The organism is Cytophaga aurantiaca DSM 3654 (genome assembly GCF_000379725.1).
Taxonomy (GTDB): domain Bacteria; phylum Bacteroidota; class Bacteroidia; order Cytophagales; family Cytophagaceae; genus Cytophaga; species Cytophaga aurantiaca.
The window spans coordinates 16,416-32,286 of record NZ_KB903624.1; the positions used below are offsets into that span (position 1 = coordinate 16,416).

At 35.2% G+C, this 15,871-nt stretch carries 18 protein-coding genes and 1 other RNA gene; 17 read left to right on the forward strand and 2 right to left on the reverse strand.

The annotated features are described in order from the left end of the window. Positions 1-111 precede the first annotated feature (111 nt). The 6 genes from A3EE_RS0104230 (at position 112) to A3EE_RS0104250 (ending at position 3,721) form a co-directional block, all read left to right on the forward strand. A complete protein-coding gene (locus A3EE_RS0104230; RefSeq protein ID WP_018342193.1) occupies positions 112-813 on the forward strand; it encodes a hypothetical protein in 702 nt (233 codons plus the stop codon). 56 nt (positions 814-869) lie between these two features. After that, positions 870-963: signal recognition particle sRNA small type (gene ffs / locus A3EE_RS21595), an RNA gene on the forward strand. A gap of 179 nt (positions 964-1,142) precedes the next feature. Further along, complete coding sequence (gene fsa / locus A3EE_RS0104235) at positions 1,143-1,799, forward strand: fructose-6-phosphate aldolase (protein WP_018342194.1); 657 nt, start codon at positions 1,143-1,145, stop codon at positions 1,797-1,799. Between the two features lie 119 nt (positions 1,800-1,918). After that, positions 1,919-2,125, forward strand: coding sequence for a hypothetical protein (locus A3EE_RS0104240; RefSeq protein WP_026209587.1), 207 nt, complete (start codon positions 1,919-1,921; stop codon positions 2,123-2,125). Between the two features lie 7 nt (positions 2,126-2,132). After that, positions 2,133-2,825, forward strand: a complete 693-nt coding sequence (locus A3EE_RS0104245) for a cell division ATP-binding protein FtsE (protein WP_018342196.1) — start codon at positions 2,133-2,135, stop codon at positions 2,823-2,825. After that, on the forward strand, positions 2,825-3,721 hold the full coding sequence (locus A3EE_RS0104250; RefSeq protein ID WP_018342197.1) for a glycosyltransferase family 2 protein: 897 nt from the start codon (positions 2,825-2,827) through the stop codon (positions 3,719-3,721). The genes A3EE_RS0104245 and A3EE_RS0104250 overlap by 1 nt, the downstream gene beginning before the upstream one ends. Before the next feature lie 98 nt (positions 3,722-3,819). On the opposite strand, the gene A3EE_RS0104255 is transcribed toward A3EE_RS0104250, so the two are convergent. Beyond that, the gene (locus tag A3EE_RS0104255) at positions 3,820-4,422 is read right to left on the reverse strand and encodes a DUF6992 family protein (protein ID WP_157446883.1); all 603 of its coding nucleotides are present in this window, start codon (positions 4,420-4,422) and stop codon (positions 3,820-3,822) included. Between the two features lie 116 nt (positions 4,423-4,538). On the opposite strand from A3EE_RS0104255, the gene A3EE_RS0104260 reads away from it, so the two are divergent. The 4 genes from A3EE_RS0104260 to A3EE_RS0104275 all read left to right on the forward strand — a co-directional run bounded on the left by A3EE_RS0104260 (position 4,539) and on the right by A3EE_RS0104275 (position 6,445). After that, positions 4,539-4,928 (forward strand): VOC family protein, encoded by a 390-nt coding sequence (locus A3EE_RS0104260; RefSeq protein WP_018342199.1) that lies wholly within the window; start codon positions 4,539-4,541, stop codon positions 4,926-4,928. 86 nt (positions 4,929-5,014) lie between these two features. Then, positions 5,015-5,200, forward strand: coding sequence for a hypothetical protein (locus A3EE_RS0104265; RefSeq protein ID WP_018342200.1), 186 nt, complete (start codon positions 5,015-5,017; stop codon positions 5,198-5,200). A 105-nt stretch (positions 5,201-5,305) separates the two neighbouring features. Then, complete coding sequence (locus A3EE_RS0104270) at positions 5,306-5,815, forward strand: hypothetical protein (protein WP_018342201.1); 510 nt, start codon at positions 5,306-5,308, stop codon at positions 5,813-5,815. Positions 5,816-5,914: 99 nt separating this feature from the next. Continuing rightward, positions 5,915-6,445 (forward strand): GNAT family N-acetyltransferase, encoded by a 531-nt coding sequence (locus tag A3EE_RS0104275; RefSeq protein WP_018342202.1) that lies wholly within the window; start codon positions 5,915-5,917, stop codon positions 6,443-6,445. Positions 6,446-6,535: 90 nt separating this feature from the next. Here A3EE_RS0104275 and A3EE_RS0104280 read toward each other — a convergent pair whose 3' ends face one another. Next, on the reverse strand, positions 6,536-7,957 hold the full coding sequence (locus A3EE_RS0104280) for a CCA tRNA nucleotidyltransferase (RefSeq protein WP_018342203.1): 1,422 nt from the start codon (positions 7,955-7,957) through the stop codon (positions 6,536-6,538). 394 nt (positions 7,958-8,351) lie between these two features. Between A3EE_RS0104280 and A3EE_RS0104285 the strand changes: the two genes are divergently transcribed. The 7 genes from A3EE_RS0104285 (at position 8,352) to A3EE_RS0104315 (ending at position 15,824) form a co-directional block, all read left to right on the forward strand. After that, positions 8,352-9,971: a CTP synthase gene (locus A3EE_RS0104285; RefSeq protein WP_018342204.1), complete on the forward strand. Its 1,620-nt coding sequence runs from the start codon at positions 8,352-8,354 to the stop codon at positions 9,969-9,971. A 268-nt stretch (positions 9,972-10,239) separates the two neighbouring features. Next, positions 10,240-11,256 (forward strand): BT4734/BF3469 family protein, encoded by a 1,017-nt coding sequence (locus A3EE_RS0104290; RefSeq protein ID WP_018342205.1) that lies wholly within the window; start codon positions 10,240-10,242, stop codon positions 11,254-11,256. Between the two features lie 158 nt (positions 11,257-11,414). Beyond that, positions 11,415-13,391 (forward strand): reverse transcriptase domain-containing protein, encoded by a 1,977-nt coding sequence (locus A3EE_RS0104295; RefSeq protein WP_018342206.1) that lies wholly within the window; start codon positions 11,415-11,417, stop codon positions 13,389-13,391. Positions 13,392-13,466: 75 nt separating this feature from the next. After that, entirely contained in the window at positions 13,467-14,108 is a 642-nt protein-coding gene (locus tag A3EE_RS0104300; RefSeq protein WP_026209589.1) for a hypothetical protein, read from the forward strand. Between the two features lie 51 nt (positions 14,109-14,159). Then, positions 14,160-14,579 (forward strand): hypothetical protein, encoded by a 420-nt coding sequence (locus A3EE_RS0104305; RefSeq protein ID WP_018342208.1) that lies wholly within the window; start codon positions 14,160-14,162, stop codon positions 14,577-14,579. A 33-nt stretch (positions 14,580-14,612) separates the two neighbouring features. Then, entirely contained in the window at positions 14,613-15,080 is a 468-nt protein-coding gene (locus A3EE_RS0104310) for a hypothetical protein (RefSeq protein WP_018342209.1), read from the forward strand. A gap of 51 nt (positions 15,081-15,131) precedes the next feature. Continuing rightward, positions 15,132-15,824 carry an SIMPL domain-containing protein gene (locus A3EE_RS0104315; protein WP_018342210.1) on the forward strand — a complete coding sequence of 231 codons (693 nt, stop codon included), beginning with the start codon at positions 15,132-15,134 and terminating at the stop codon, positions 15,822-15,824. Positions 15,825-15,871 lie beyond the last annotated feature (47 nt).

A 15,871-nucleotide genomic window follows, 5' to 3' on the forward strand; every position in this document is an offset into this window, starting at 1 on the left:
CTAAGCTCCAATAATAATTCTTTAAAAATCTTAGCAAACTGCTACACTTAAGTTTAAGATGATGGTAGTTCTTCAAAAAAAATTTAACTTAAATCATTAATCAACTGCTTTATGAAACGTTACTTTTCATTGATTTTATTTTCTATTACTCTAAATACAACTCTTTTTGCCCAACGAATTGAATGTATTGCAGCTGTTAATTACAATCACTTTTATACTAAAATAGGCTCTAATACCGACCCAAATACAACTGAAGATTATAAAAATGGTTATGGTTATACATTCAGCATAGGCATTGATGACATTAAAATTGACGACCTGCCTTTAAAATTCACGTTGAAATACGACCACTATACAGGCGGAGTCAGCTATAACTCCTCGAGTATGGGAGGTGGCAATGCTTATAACATTCATACTCAAAAAGACATGTTGGGTTTGGGCATATATCCTCTCAATGCAACTTTCTTTCATAAATTAAAGTTGAGTATCGGAACTGAATTTAATTTTTTGATCCATTCGCAACAAAGCGGCAACCAGTCTTCATGGTATTATACACCTAACGGTCCAAATCCATCTACCAGTTCAAGCTCAACCATCGATAATAATTCAAAAAAAGTCAATCAGATTTTCAATTTTGGCATCAATACAAGCCTACGTTACGAATTTCCTTTATCGGATAGTTGGCTGGTGGCACCTCAAGCAATGCTTTATCTTTCAATGACAAACGAATTTAATTCTTCCTTCAACAATACAAAATCCATCCGTCCCTACCTTGGATTGGCATTTATTAAAAATTTAAAGGGCTCAAATTAATTTTACGGGTATATTTTAAATTTTGCATCCTAAGTTAATTTGCTTACATTTGTAACGGCAGACTGGTACGACCAGCTCCTGTGAACCTCCCCAGGTCCGGAAGGAAGCAAGGATAAGTGGTTGTAGCGGTGCGATATTCAGTTTGCCTTTTTATTTTTCTCTCTTCTTTAAGTCAATTTCTGTTCTTATCTTACCAATCAAATTATTTATTATCTTCCGTATAACTTTGATCTTAGCATGTATTACTATGTCTAAAATCAGTAGTTTTGAAAATAGTGTAACATTTTATCCGCATTAACCGAATACATTTAAAACAATCGTTATTACATATGAAATTCTTTATTGACACAGCCAATCTTAATGAAATCAGAGAAGCGCAGGAACTTGGCATTTTAGATGGTGTTACAACAAATCCTTCTTTAATGGCCAAAGAAGGTATCTCAGGAAAAAACAATGTATACAAACATTATAAAGCGATCTGCGACATTGTAGATGGTGATGTAAGTGCAGAAGTTATTGCAACGGATTTTAAAGGCATGATCGAAGAAGGTGAAGAACTGATCACGATCGACCCGAAAATTGTTGTTAAAATACCGATGATCAAAGATGGCATCAAAGCCATTAAATATTTTTCTCAAAAAGGTATCCGTACGAACTGTACATTGGTATTCTCTGCCGGACAAGCATTGCTTGCTGCCAAAGCAGGTGCAACCTATGTATCTCCGTTCATCGGTCGTTTGGATGATATCTCTCAGGACGGTATGGAATTGATCGCGCAGATCGTGGGCATCTATAGAAATTACGATTATCAAACAGAAGTATTAGCTGCTTCCGTTCGTCATACGATGCACCTGATCAGTTGTGCAGAAGTAGGTGCGGATGTTGTGACTTGTCCGTTGAATGTGATCACTGCTTTATTGAACCACCCGCTTACTGATAGCGGTTTGGCGAAGTTCTTAGCAGATCACAAAAAAGTGAACGGTTAATTTCATCTAACAACTATTGTTAATGGTGTTTCTATGAAGTAACTTCGTGGGAACACCATTCTTTTGAATACACACTCATGGAAGAAGATATATTCGTACAAACAACGCCGGGCTCTGATATGTTTATTATCAAAGTAAAAGGCAAAGCGAAGATTCCGGATTACATTCAATTAAGAGATGAGAAGATGGTATTGGTAGCGTATTTCAGAGCAGACCGTCCATTAAAAATATTAAAGAAATTGGGACTCGAAGGCAAAGAAGAATCCTTTCTTCAACTGATTGCTGATCTGCCTTTCGGAAAACTACAAAAATTCACCCTTGCCTAACAGATCTATGTCTATCCTATCTGATGAACCTGTATTAGAATTAGTAAACGCTGATATTTTTCAAGAAGACGAATTGGTATTAGACAATGTTTCATTCAAAATGAACAAAGGTGAATTTGTGTATTTGATAGGTAGAACGGGCTGCGGCAAATCTTCCCTATTGAAAACATTGTATGCCGATCTTGCTCAACCGAAAGGCAAGGTTACTGTAGCGGGCTTTTCAGTAGAAACGATCAAACGCAAAAAAATTCCTTATCTACGAAGAAAGATCGGGATCATCTTTCAGGACTTTCAATTACTGAACGATCGTACGGTAGCAGATAATCTCATCTTTGTCATGAAAGCAACGGGATGGAAAGATTCTGCAAAAATAAAAAACAGATTGAACGATGTATTGATGCGTGTTGGACTTACCAGTTCCATGAATAAAATGCCGCATCAGCTATCCGGAGGTGAGCAGCAGCGTGTTGTTATTGCACGTGCCTTGTTGAACGAACCGGTTGTATTATTAGCAGATGAGCCTACAGGAAACTTAGATCCGGAAGTTGCCGAAGAAATTTTAAATTTATTTTTTGAGATCAATCGAAGTGGAACAGCTGTATTGATGGCAACACACAATCACCAGTTCTTATTAAAATATCCGGCACGTACCTTACGCGTTGCCGATAAAAAAGTGATCGAGCACGGAACACATGCGTAATGAAAGGCCTGTCGATCTTAATTCCTGTTCACGAATATAATCCTACAACCTTAGTAACAACGTTGCACAAACAATGTGCTTCATTAGGCATTCCCTTTGAGATCATTGTCTTTGATGACGCCAGCAGTTTCGAAAGTTACAGCAGCTGGAAACCTTCTGCAGAGCAGATCGCCAATCTTCATATTTATCGCGTAGATAACAATATAGGTCGTGCTGGCATTCGCAACGAACTGATCAAAAAAGCTTCGTACGAATGGCTGCTTTTTTTAGATGTAGATACTATTCCCTGTGAAGAGAATTATTTACAAACATACCTCCCTTTCCTTACAACGGTTAACACTTGTATTTGCGGAGGAACAGCATATAAGAAAAACATTCCTGCTCCCGATAAACATTTGCGTTGGGCATACGGGATTGCACGCGAAGAACTTTCTGCAGCAACAAGAAATCAAAATCCCTTTGATACGTTTACGTTAAATAATTTACTGATCCGCAAAGAAGTCTTGTACAAATTCCCATTAGATGATAGCATACAAAAGTATGGACATGAAGATACGTTGTTGGGAATGACATTGGCTGCAAGCGGCATAAACATTGTACATATCGACAATTTTGTGTACCACGAAGGACTTGACACCAACGAAGTTTTTTTAGCAAAAATAAAACAGTCGATCGAAACCCTGGTTGATCTGTACAAACAAAACAAACTTCCTGCTAAAACAAAATTAATTAAATTGCACAGCAGATTAGCGAAATTAAAACTAAACGGCCTGGCAACTTCGTGCATCAATCCATGGATTCCCACTATTGAAAAAAATCTGCTGAGTTCCACTCCTTCTATGTTCTATATGGATTTGCTGAAGTTGTGGTATTTTGAAGTGTGTCTGAACCGCTGATTTATATGATTACGCTGATGCGTCTACTATTTTTTAATTATACGAACACAAATACTATGAATAAAAAATCATTCTCCAACTAAAAGAGAAGAGACTAATTAAAACACCATTTTTACATACAAACCCGGCATTGCTGGATTAGGCAAAATTGTTAACTGAGGTTTTCCACTCAGAAACTTGTTGGTAAGTCGATTATTCAATCCGTACATAATCCCATCAAATAAAAACAAACATGCCCCATTATACATAACACCTTTGCCTAAGCCATTCCATAATGCCGGGTCATCTGAGCGGTAAGAACGCTCTGTCATGTACAAACCTGCTACGACATAAGCTATATCAAGTCCGCAATTGAACAAAAAGGTTTTTTGTTTGCTCATATGTTTTTTCAAACCAAATTCAGAAGATTCTATAAGACCGATTCTTTTTGTAAAAATTCCACCGATACCCAAACCTAAATCAAACACGTTCCAGGCAAGATTCATGGAATGAAAATGATGCGCCTCAGTATTTGATTCGGTAACGAATAAACCAATCCCGCTGCCAATAATGTTTGCAGACGCAAAGGTAGTCAAAGCGATCATACCTTTTTTATTCATCTTATCACTGGCTTCAGCAAAGGATTTATAATCCATCGTTTGCTGTCCGAAAGCAGAAGCGATAAAAAGGATACTGAATATAGTGGATAGAATATTTTTCATAAACTGATTTTTGTGTTAACATCTAAGTAAACAAACGAGATCAAAGAAAGTTTAAATTCCATTAGATTGAAAAGAACCTATTAAAAGATACGTATATTATACCAAATTTTACGAATATGTTAGGTCTAAAACACGTCCACCACATTGCCATCATCTGCTCCGATTACGAACGCAGCAAAACCTTCTATACAGAAGTATTGGGTTGTACGATTGTAAAAGAAACACTACGAGCCGAACGGAATTCCTATAAATTAGATTTAGCTATAAACGGAACGTATATCATTGAACTGTTTTCATTCCCGAATCCACCTGCACGTCCAAGCGGACCAGAGGCCTGCGGTTTAAGACACCTCGCCTTTTCCGTAGACAATATTGAAAAATCAATTGAACATTTAACAAGCAAAGGTGTAGTCTGCGAACCAATTCGTGTAGATACCTTAACCAATAAACGTTTTACATTCTTCGCAGATCCGGATGGATTGCCGTTGGAGTTGTATGAAGTATAAGTTTTAAGTAATACGTTTTACGTTTTAAGAAATTCTAACGATCTTCATTCTTAGAACATATTACATCTTTAAGAAAAAAAAGAACTATGAGCTACATCGATATTTTTATTCCACTTGCTGCAGGAATCATATTCCTTGCTTTTCCCGACATTCTGATTCAAAAGCAGGATGCCTCCTACCACAAGAAAAAATCTTTGTTTAAAAAAGGCGGTTTGATATTACTCGGTGTTTCTATTATCTATACAATCGTTGTATTCTTCGGCCCTAAGTAAGAAGTCTTAAGTAATAGGTTTTAAGTTTTAAGAAACACTAACGATTATCATTCTTAAAACATATTACTTATAACATATTACAATTTTGCTACATCAAATATAATTATGAAAAAACTACTTCCATTAATACTCATCGCCATCGTTTCATGCACGAAAAAAAATGAAACAGAAATTGAAACATATTCACTGTTGTCTGAAAATACGGTTGCTTTAAATAAAGAGAACACGGATAATGAAAATTATATTTACAGAAATTTTTGCAACCAACATAAAGAAGAATCATTTTGTGTTGAACTAACTTCCTTGCGCAATGCCGGCAAAGATTTTTTATCGGCTACGGATTCGATCAATCTGGCGAAAGATGATTTCGATGCCTTATTAAAAATGTATGCAACTAACATGGAGGTCATCCGATCTATTCACGACAAATATGCAGATACGGGTACAACAAAAATCAATGTTCTAAGCATGGAACATCTAAAGGAAGACAAAGAGCGCGCCATCATTCTAATGCGCTCAAGCGTAATACTCAGCAAACATAAAGCCTTCGGAGTACTGGCAAGCCAGATATCAATTTGTCCACCTCTTGCAGAAAATAAAAAATGTTCTAAGTAATAGGTTTTAAGTTTTAAGAAATGCTAACGGTCACCATTCTTAGAACTTAGAACGTAAAACATATTACCCGACTGACCACTGTATACTGACCACTTGCTCATGTTTCCAACCTTACATACCGACCGTTTAGATCTGATTGAAATCACGCAAAATCACTTGTCGGATTTATTTACTTTATTTGGTGATGCACAAGTTGTACGTTTTTATAACTTACTGCCTTTCCAAAACGAATCCGAAGGACAGCGCCTGATTGATTTATTTCAAACACGTTTTACAAATCAAACAGGAATTCGTTGGGGGATTGCTTTAAAAGGAACAAACAATATTATTGGAACGATAGGATATAATTCTTATACAACCAATCACAAAGCAACTATCGGCTACGATCTTCAAACACTGCATTGGAACAAAGGCTATGCGACTGAAGCATTACAAAAAGTTATTGAATTTGGCTTTGAACAATTGCAGGTAAATAGAATTGAAGCAGAAGTAATGCAAGGAAATATTGGTTCAGAAAAAGTACTTAACAAACTGAATTTTAAAAACGAAGGTATTCTAAGAGATTGGATGTATTGGAACGAGAAGCATTATGATATGACAATGTTTTCATTATTAAAAAGCGAGTTCTAAGTAATATGTTTTAAGTTTTAAAAAATGCTATCGGTCACCATTCTTAAAACTTAGAACTTAAAACGTATTACCCGACTGACCACTGACCACTTACTCAGGTTTCACCAGCCCATACTTGGTTTGAGCCAGCTCTACCATAAACGGAAACAACGTCTCATACTCATTCTGCACATCGCCTTCTAAGATCGCTTCGATCAAATCGGCTTTGATATCACCTATTACTTTGCTCGGCTTGAGATCGAAGGTCTTCATGATCTCTTCTCCGCCCACTACCGGCTGGAACATCCGCTGCTGATCTTTCTCTTCTACTTCAACAACCTTACGTTCTACCTTATCAAAATTCTCTAAGTAACGTTTTACTTTGTTGTTATTTTTTGAAGTCACATCGGCGCGACATAAAATCATCAGATCAGAAAAATGTTCGCCAGCTTCAAACATCAAACGGCGCACTGCCGAATCTGTCACCTCATCTTTCACCAATGAGATCGGACGTAAATGCAAACGCACCAGTTTCGCAACCATATCCATTTTTTCATTTAAAGGCAAACGCAGCTTTCTGAAAATACCCGGCACCATACGTGCACCTCTGTCTTCATGACCGTGAAAGGTCCACCCGATCTTATCTACAAAACGTTTGGTTGCAGGTTTTGCAATATCATGCAGAATGGCAGCCCAACGCAGCCACAGATCGTCCGATACTTTTGCAACGTTATCCAATACCTGTAAGGTGTGATAGAAATTATCTTTGTGTGATTTATTATCGATGGATTCTACGCCTTGCAAGGCAACAAATTCCGGGAAAATATCTTTTAATACACCCGATATGTATAACAACTTAAAGCCATAAGAAGGCGTTTTCGCTGCAATGATCTTATTTAATTCCTGAGACACACGCTCCATCGAAACAATGCTCAAACGATCTTTATTCGTCGTGATTGCCTGAAAGGTCGCCCCATCAATATCAAAATTTAATTGCGTGGCAAAACGGATCGCACGGATCATACGCAACGGATCGTCAGAGAAGGTCAATAAGGCATCCTGCGGCGTTTTAATAATTTTACGCTTAATATCACCTACGCCGTCAAAGGGATCAACCAGCTCGCCGAAACGGTCCTTATTCAAACAGATAGCCAAGGCGTTGATCGTAAAATCTCTTCTTAACTGATCGTCCTGCAGTGTACCGCTCTCTACCGTAGGTTTGCGCGAATTGAAATCGTAGGACTCCTTACGGGCACCCACAAATTCCAGTTCCGTATCGGCCGCATTGATCATGGCCGTACCAAAGGTTTTAAAAATATGCACGGGCGTATCCTTGCCCATACCCGCTGCCACCTTTTTTGCCAGATCAATTCCGCTGCCCAGACAAACAAAATCAATGTCCTTATTTTCGCGCCCCATGATCAGATCACGCACGTACCCACCTACAATATATGTCTCAAGACCAAGTTCATCGGCAGCCGCGGCCACCGCACATATATGAACATTATTCTCAATCGACGCTTTCAGATTCATACTGCAAAACACGTTATATAAATTGCAAATTCCAACTTAGATTAGCATCCTCATTGTCTGAACCACTGATTAACCTGATTTATATGATGAAAAATTGTCTGAACCGCTGATTAAGCTGATGTAAATGATTTAACATGATAGTGAATATCAATTCCTTTAATCTCTATTTTAACATTCCTGGATAAATCTATAAATCCTTTATTTTTTATGACTCCTTTATTCTTAATGAATTATAAAAATTGAATCGAAAATAGGCTATTCCGTCCAAAATCAAATAAATCATTTACATCAGCTTAATCAGCGGTTCAGACATGTTCAGACAATTCTTATCCCCACCACTAGAAAAATACCCAGTTTTAGTTAACTTTGTATCCCGTAAGTCAAAAACGGGATTATGTCTGCAACTAAATATATTTTCGTAACCGGCGGGGTTACTTCATCACTCGGAAAAGGCATTGTAGCCGCTTCTCTCGCCAAACTTCTTCAAGCAAGAGGTTTTTCTGTCACCATCCAAAAATTTGATCCATACCTGAACATCGACCCGGGTACATTGAATCCATACGAACATGGCGAATGCTATGTCACGGACGATGGTGCAGAAACCGATCTGGATCTTGGACATTACGAGCGTTTCTTGAGCACGCCTACATCCCAGGCAAACAACGTTACCACAGGTAGAATTTACAATACCGTTATTACCAAAGAGCGTCAAGGCGCATTCTTAGGCAAGACGGTACAGATTGTGCCGCACATTACCGACGAGATCAAACGCAACATTCAATTGCTGGGCGAATCCGGCAAATACGATATTGTAATTACTGAGATCGGTGGTTGTGTAGGTGATATCGAATCCCTTCCTTTCTTAGAAGCCGTTCGTCAGTTCCGTTGGGAAATGGGTCCGACTGAAACGTTGGTGATCCACTTAACACTGGTGCCGTATTTGAATGCAGCCAAAGAATTAAAAACAAAACCTACTCAGCACTCCGTTAAACAATTATCGGAAACAGGAATTCACCCGGATATTCTTGTTTGTAGAACCGAGCATCCGTTGCCGCCTGAGTTGCGTAAAAAAATAGCTTTATTCTGTAATGTAAACATCAATTCTGTGATCGAATCCATCGATGCAGAAACGATCTACGATGTGCCGTTGCTGATGAAAAAAGAAAAGCTCGACGAACGTGTATTGGCGAAATTGAAGTTGCCGAACAAAAGCGAACCCGATCTTGAAACATGGAAAGTATTTTTAGGTAAACTGAAGAATCCATTATCGGAAATAAACATCGCCCTTGTAGGGAAATATGTAGAACTTCCGGATGCATATAAATCCATTTCAGAAGCCTTCATTCATGCAGGCGCTATGAACGAATGCAAAGTGAAGATCCGTTGGATCTCTTCCGAGCAATTACAGAAAGATAGTGTACAGCAGTTCCTTGGGTTTGCAGACGGTATCCTGGTAGCACCGGGTTTCGGCGAGCGCGGACTGGAAGGTAAAATTGCTGCCGTACAATTTGCACGTGAGAACAACATTCCGTTCTTCGGGATCTGTTTGGGTATGCAATGTGCAGTGATCGAATTTGCACGCAATGTATTGGGCTATAAAGATGCAAGCTCTACGGAGATGAATAAAGAAACTTCGCATCCGGTGATCAACATGATGGAGTCTCAGAAAGATGTTACCATGAAAGGTGGTACCATGCGTTTGGGCGCGTATCCATGTGAGTTGGTAAAAGGCTCGAAGGCACATGCGATCTATGGCAAGTCTAAGATTATGGAGCGTCACCGTCACCGTTATGAATTCAACAACAAATATTTGAAGCAGTACGAAAAAGAAGGTATGCTTGCAACAGGTATCAACCCGGAAACAAAGCTGGTTGAGATCGTTGAATTAAGAGACCATCCGTTCTTTATCGGAAGCCAGTTCCACCCGGAATTAAAAAGTACGGTAGAGAACCCACACCCGATCTTTGTGAAGTTTGTAAAAGCTGCAAACGATTTCGCTAAAGGGAAAAAGTAAGAACACACGCCTTGGTTGGTGTTTAGCGAGGCAGAATAATGAAATAAGATTGTACCTCACCCGAGCGTCACCAACCAATATAGAATTAATAAAGACCCATGCTGGAAAGTATGGGTCTTTCTTTTATATATCATTTGTTTTCAGGATTAAAAGAATTAATATTAAGTGCTGGGGATTTTAAACACCTTTCATTTTTAATTCAAAGGCAGTATATAATATTAGACTTAGATATAAAATTTGTGCCATTCTAAAAGCAAAAAAAGTTAAAATGAGATATACAAATAGCATACTTGAAAGAAAAACCTCATTTCAACTTAATGCCTTTTCTCCAATTTCAAAGCATTTAACAATCGAAGAAATTTTACGCTTAATAAAAAGCAATTATATACAAAATGAAGTAAATAAACTTAGACAACTTTACTTGTGCGAAAACAAAGAAAATTATAGTGCTGAAAAATTACAACTGCCGGCTATTACATTTTGTGGTTCATTTGACGTTGAAAGAAAGAAAGACAAATTGCTAACTTACAATAGCCTAGTTGTAATTGATATAGACAAATTATCAAGCGAGCAAATTTCAGAATATGAGGAAAAACTATCAAAAGATAAATATGTTTTTTCATACTGGCGATCTCCGTCAAATTTTGGAATCAAAGGCCTTGTAAACTTAAACTATAATTTTGAAATCAAAGATATTGATCATGCTCATAAAAGTGCGTTTTACAAATTGTACAATTACTTTGAAGTTACTCATAATATAGAACTTGATAAAAGCGGTAATGATACTACAAGACTATGTTTTTTATCTTATGATCTCAATCTAGTTATAAAAGATCAGTTTGATGATTTTCAAATTGAAGAGGCAGATTTAAAAGAAAACAAGTTAGTTTCAACTAAAATTGCAGTTAAAACTAAACTTTATGATAAATCTAAAAATAATGCCTTATACAATCCTTCTAAAAGAAACAGTGGAATTGATAAAAGAGAAATGAAAGACATAATTAATTACTTAACAAAAAGTAAAACTGTAATCACAGGCGACTACGATACTAGGTACAAAATTGCTTATTCTATTTCAAATACATTTACATTTGAAATAGGCAAGCTATTTTTTTTAAGTTTATGTCAGATAGAACAAGATAAGTATAATGAAAATAAAGAATTAAAACTATTAGAGTATTGCTATGAAAATAATGCTGGATTTATAAAATTCGATTTCATAAAAAATTTAGTTAAAGAAAAATATAATTACAAACAAAAAACATTAGAAAAACGCGTTCAGTAATGGGACTAAAAAATAAAACGTTCCTCCTTTCGGCAAGTAGAACAACCTTAATGGCTGTACTTGACTATAGCACATCATTTTGTATTATGGCACGATTTGTTGGGTACATCAAGGGGCAATCCTTGGTGTATCACTTGAACGCGTTTTCTAATTAATTTATGGAATTCAAAGAATATTATAGTAGAGAAAGTATCATTAAATACTTATGCAAAATTCGAATTTCATATTCAAGTAAAAGACATAAAAAACAGCTTTTGAACAACCTTGTTCATAAAGATAATCATTTGAAAAAATCAAATGATTATTATGACGAAGAAATCATTAAACAACTTAACCTACTATTACCAAGTAGAAGACAATGGCTAACACATAATAGCAAAACACATATTAAATGTAAAAACATTGTAACAGGTAAAGATGAATTAAAAAAAATAAATACAGATGATAAGAATAAGCAGATTTTATTTCATACGATAAAAAGACATGAAAAAAATAAATCAAAGTACAAGTATCAATTAGAGCTAGACAAATTCATATCAGAAATTGAAAACGGAATTGATAACTGTAGTTACAAAATAACCACTCCTAATATCATACCTGAAGTTAAAGAAACTAGCAAATCAAAAATTAAATATAATATTCAAAAAAATAAAAAAATTGAATGTAGACCTATTTCAAGATTTTTATTAATGGACAGAATAGTAATAAGTTTATCTAATAAATTTTTAACAAATTTATTAGATAATTATTTTGAAGATAGTGCACTTGCTTTTAGAGCAAAAAAAAATGAAGAAGAAAAAAACCATCACCTAGCAATTAATAAAATAATAGATTTCAAACTTAAAAATTCTTCTGTTGATTTATTTGTAGCTGAATGTGATATAAAAAAATTTTATGATACAGTTAATCATGATTTATGTTTTAATCTATTTGAAAATTTACTTGAAAAATCACAAAGCAATTGTAACAGTACTAGTATAAAAAATGCTAAGTATATTTTTAAAGAGTATTTAAATAGCTATAATTTTAAAGATGTAGTTAAATCAAAAGAATCTGAAAAATCATATTGGGAGCAGCATCTTCACCCAAATAAAAAACCTATAAATGGAAAATTTCCTTGGATTGAAAAAGAGATTTCACAAAACGATTTTTATAAAAAAAATATTAATCAAAATATTGGAGTGCCGCAAGGAGGTGCATTATCTGGACTAATTGCCAATATTATGCTTGATAAAGCGGACAAAAAATTAAAATTAATTTCCAATCTCTTCTACGTAAGATATTGTGATGATATGATTTTAATGCACACTGATGAAAATTCTTGTAAGGAGGCAATAAATATTTATAAAGCAATCTTAAATGATTTACTATTATTCAGCCATCCTTTTGAATCTTCTTTTTATACACTGAATAAAAATTACTCATCAAAAATAAACCTTATTCCAATTTTCATAATTAATTGGTTTAAAAACCATTCATTCTTAAATCAATTAAATTTAAAATTCGACAAATTAATTAAAAATATTTTTCCAAATTATAGAATTAGAAAAAAAAAGAGCTATAATTTAACTTTCAAACACTCATTAAAAAAATTTTGGAACTGCAAAAGCAAAGGTCCCTATAGATGGGGCAAATTAAATATTGAAAATAATACATTTCCTTGGATTGGCTTTGTTGGCTATGAAATAGATTATAACGGGAATATAAGAATTAGAAAGCGTTCATTAAAAAAAGAAATAGATAAACAAAAAAGAGTTATTACTAATATTTTAATAAGAATTTCTAAAGAAAATTTTCGGCATAAAACAAGTAGAAACAATGCAATCTATCGATCTGCTCTTGAAAAATTGAATGGTATGTCTGTTGGAAGAGTAAGGCCTTACAATTACAAACTAATTGAGAACAAAATTTGTTGGGTAGATGGATTTAGAAGTTTAAATTTTAATAAATATTCAAAAATACAGCTTAAAAAATTAGATCGACACAAATACAAATTTTTAAATACCCTAAGACATAAAATTGGAGTAGAAAAAGTTGAAGGTACAGAAGCCGAATTCGATACTAAGAATATTTACAAACTTGGGAAAATGTTCAGCTATTTCTTCCATGCAGCAGAAAAAAAACATAATGTATAGCTTTTCAAATTTACAATCCGCTCTTCTGAATTTATAATCAAGAAGCCCGACAAAAAGCACTTCTAATCTCAACAAATGACCAAATACTCCAAATACCTCAATACCTTTTTCTTTGGTATAGCAGCGCTTGCGGTCATTGATTTCATGACACGGGATGGCATAGATTCTGCGGCAAGGTATCTGTACAAAGATTTTGAATTTGGAATTACCTATAGAACTATAGACGACTGGCTTTTATTAACATCCTTATTTTATTTATTGCTCCAGGAATGGAGTACCACACCAAACAAACGCCTATCAGCCATTGCATCGATTGTGTATACAGGTGTTATTATGATCGATATACATATATGGCTTTGGTGGACGCAATGGAGCTGGCTTTACTACTACATAACCATCATTCATACAATACCCATACTCATTGCTTTTTCAAAATTAAAAATTGATATCAAACCCAAACAACTATTATTTATTGGGCTGGCCATCATATTCATTGGTTTCTTATTTGATGTGATCTTTATCAATATCCCCTACCCGGATATGACAGATGAGATATTTGACAGAAATATAATCGTTGAAAAGACACGTAATATGATTTATTACGTAGGTTTCGTAAGCATTGCATTCGGAATGATTACGTTGGTAAAGAAAAACAATACCAATAAACAACTACCCTCACCGTGGTCTGTGGCACACAGAGCACCCAAGGCAAACTGAGTTAAGGAAGAATTTATAATACAAATGATTTCAATATAACATCTTGTTAAAATGACATACAAATACTCCATCTGTTATCCAAACAAGAAAAATATAGAATACAGAAATAGTGCGCTCACTGGAAATGTGATCTTAGATATTGCTAAAAAATATCCTTGGATCGAACAAGTTGAACTTGCTGATTCAATGCATCAAAACGAATTGTGTTACAGTCCATCTTTGGATTTTACCTGCATTGAAGATGGAAGAAGCTTTTGTTTAACGGCTATTTATAATACTAAAAAAGAACTCGAATTCTCATTGTGGTATTATAGACCTAAAAAAGTCAATATTCTATTTGGTCTATTAGGAAAAAAGGAAAAAATGGTAGTCGATGATTTTTGGTCATGCGATCTGGATAAAGCAATAAAATATCTTGAACATTTTGTAAATAAAGAGTATCAAATCATTGAGGACTTATATAAAAAATAACCGTGTACAAAACACATAAATAAACACAATCCTATGAGCACATTAGACGGCATAGGCACCCGATTCAACGGCGTATCACAACCGGACGAACAGGGCCATGTACATGCGACCTCCTGGTTTACCTTTCTGTACCTTCCGCTTGTACCGCTTTGGAGAGCAGAAATAAAAAGAGAAATAACACTTCCTCTAAAAACGTTTAACTATCAGGTCATTCAAAAACTTCCCTTAGATAAGAGTGAAATTTTGAAAACCTATTTATACGGATGGATCTTGATTCCATTATTGTTATTGGGCCCTGCTCTGTTCCTGATACCTGAGATTCATCAGCAACTTGGTATTGCTTCACCTCCACCCAGAAATCTCATTAAGGGAGATTCTTTAAACTGGCACGACTGGTTTTTCATTGCTTACATTATATATCTGGTTGTACTATCGGTTAAATTATACAGCAGTGATATAAAAAGAGGATTACCAAAAGATTATAAAAGATTCTTGTCTTAACCGTCGTTTAAGAATAAACTCAAATTTTGTTCAATCTATTCCCCTACTCCTATGAAAAATATTTTATGTATACTTTTTTTAAGCATCGCTGGTTTTTCCTTTGCACAGACTAAAAACTTCATCGATCAGCCATATCTGGAAACCGTTGTAACAGTAGATACATTCGTTACTCCGGATAGAATTTATCTGAGCATTTTAATTACAGAAAAAGATACCAAAGGAAAAATCTCTGTAGAAGAATTAGAAAATCAAATGATCGAAAAATTTAAATCCATCGGCATCGATATTGAAAAGCAATTGTTCTTATCCGATGTATCCAGTAATTTCAAAAAATACTTTATAAAAAGTCAGGATATATTAAAAAGCAAATCATACTACCTGATCGTAAGTAATGCGCAAACGGCCGGTATGGCACTTATTGAGCTGGAAAATTTAGGTATCTCCAATGTTGATTTAGCTAAAGTCGAATATTCAAAAATAGAAGAGTTAAAAGTTGAACTTAAATCTAAAGCTGTATTCAAAGCACGGAAATTAGGTGAAGCAATGACGAAGCCGCTGAACCAAAAATTAGGTGCAGCCATTTATATATCCGATAGCTATAAAGATTATACCGTGAATTCAGTCTCAGCGATGCAAGTACGCAAATCATCATCATCACACTACGCTACCAGTCCTAAAGTTGAGATCCAATTTGAAAAGATCAAAGTTGAAGTGGAGGTGAGCGTTAAGTTTAAGATTGAGTAAATGATACCAGCGTTGATATTTTCATCTTTATCCTAATCACGACTCAA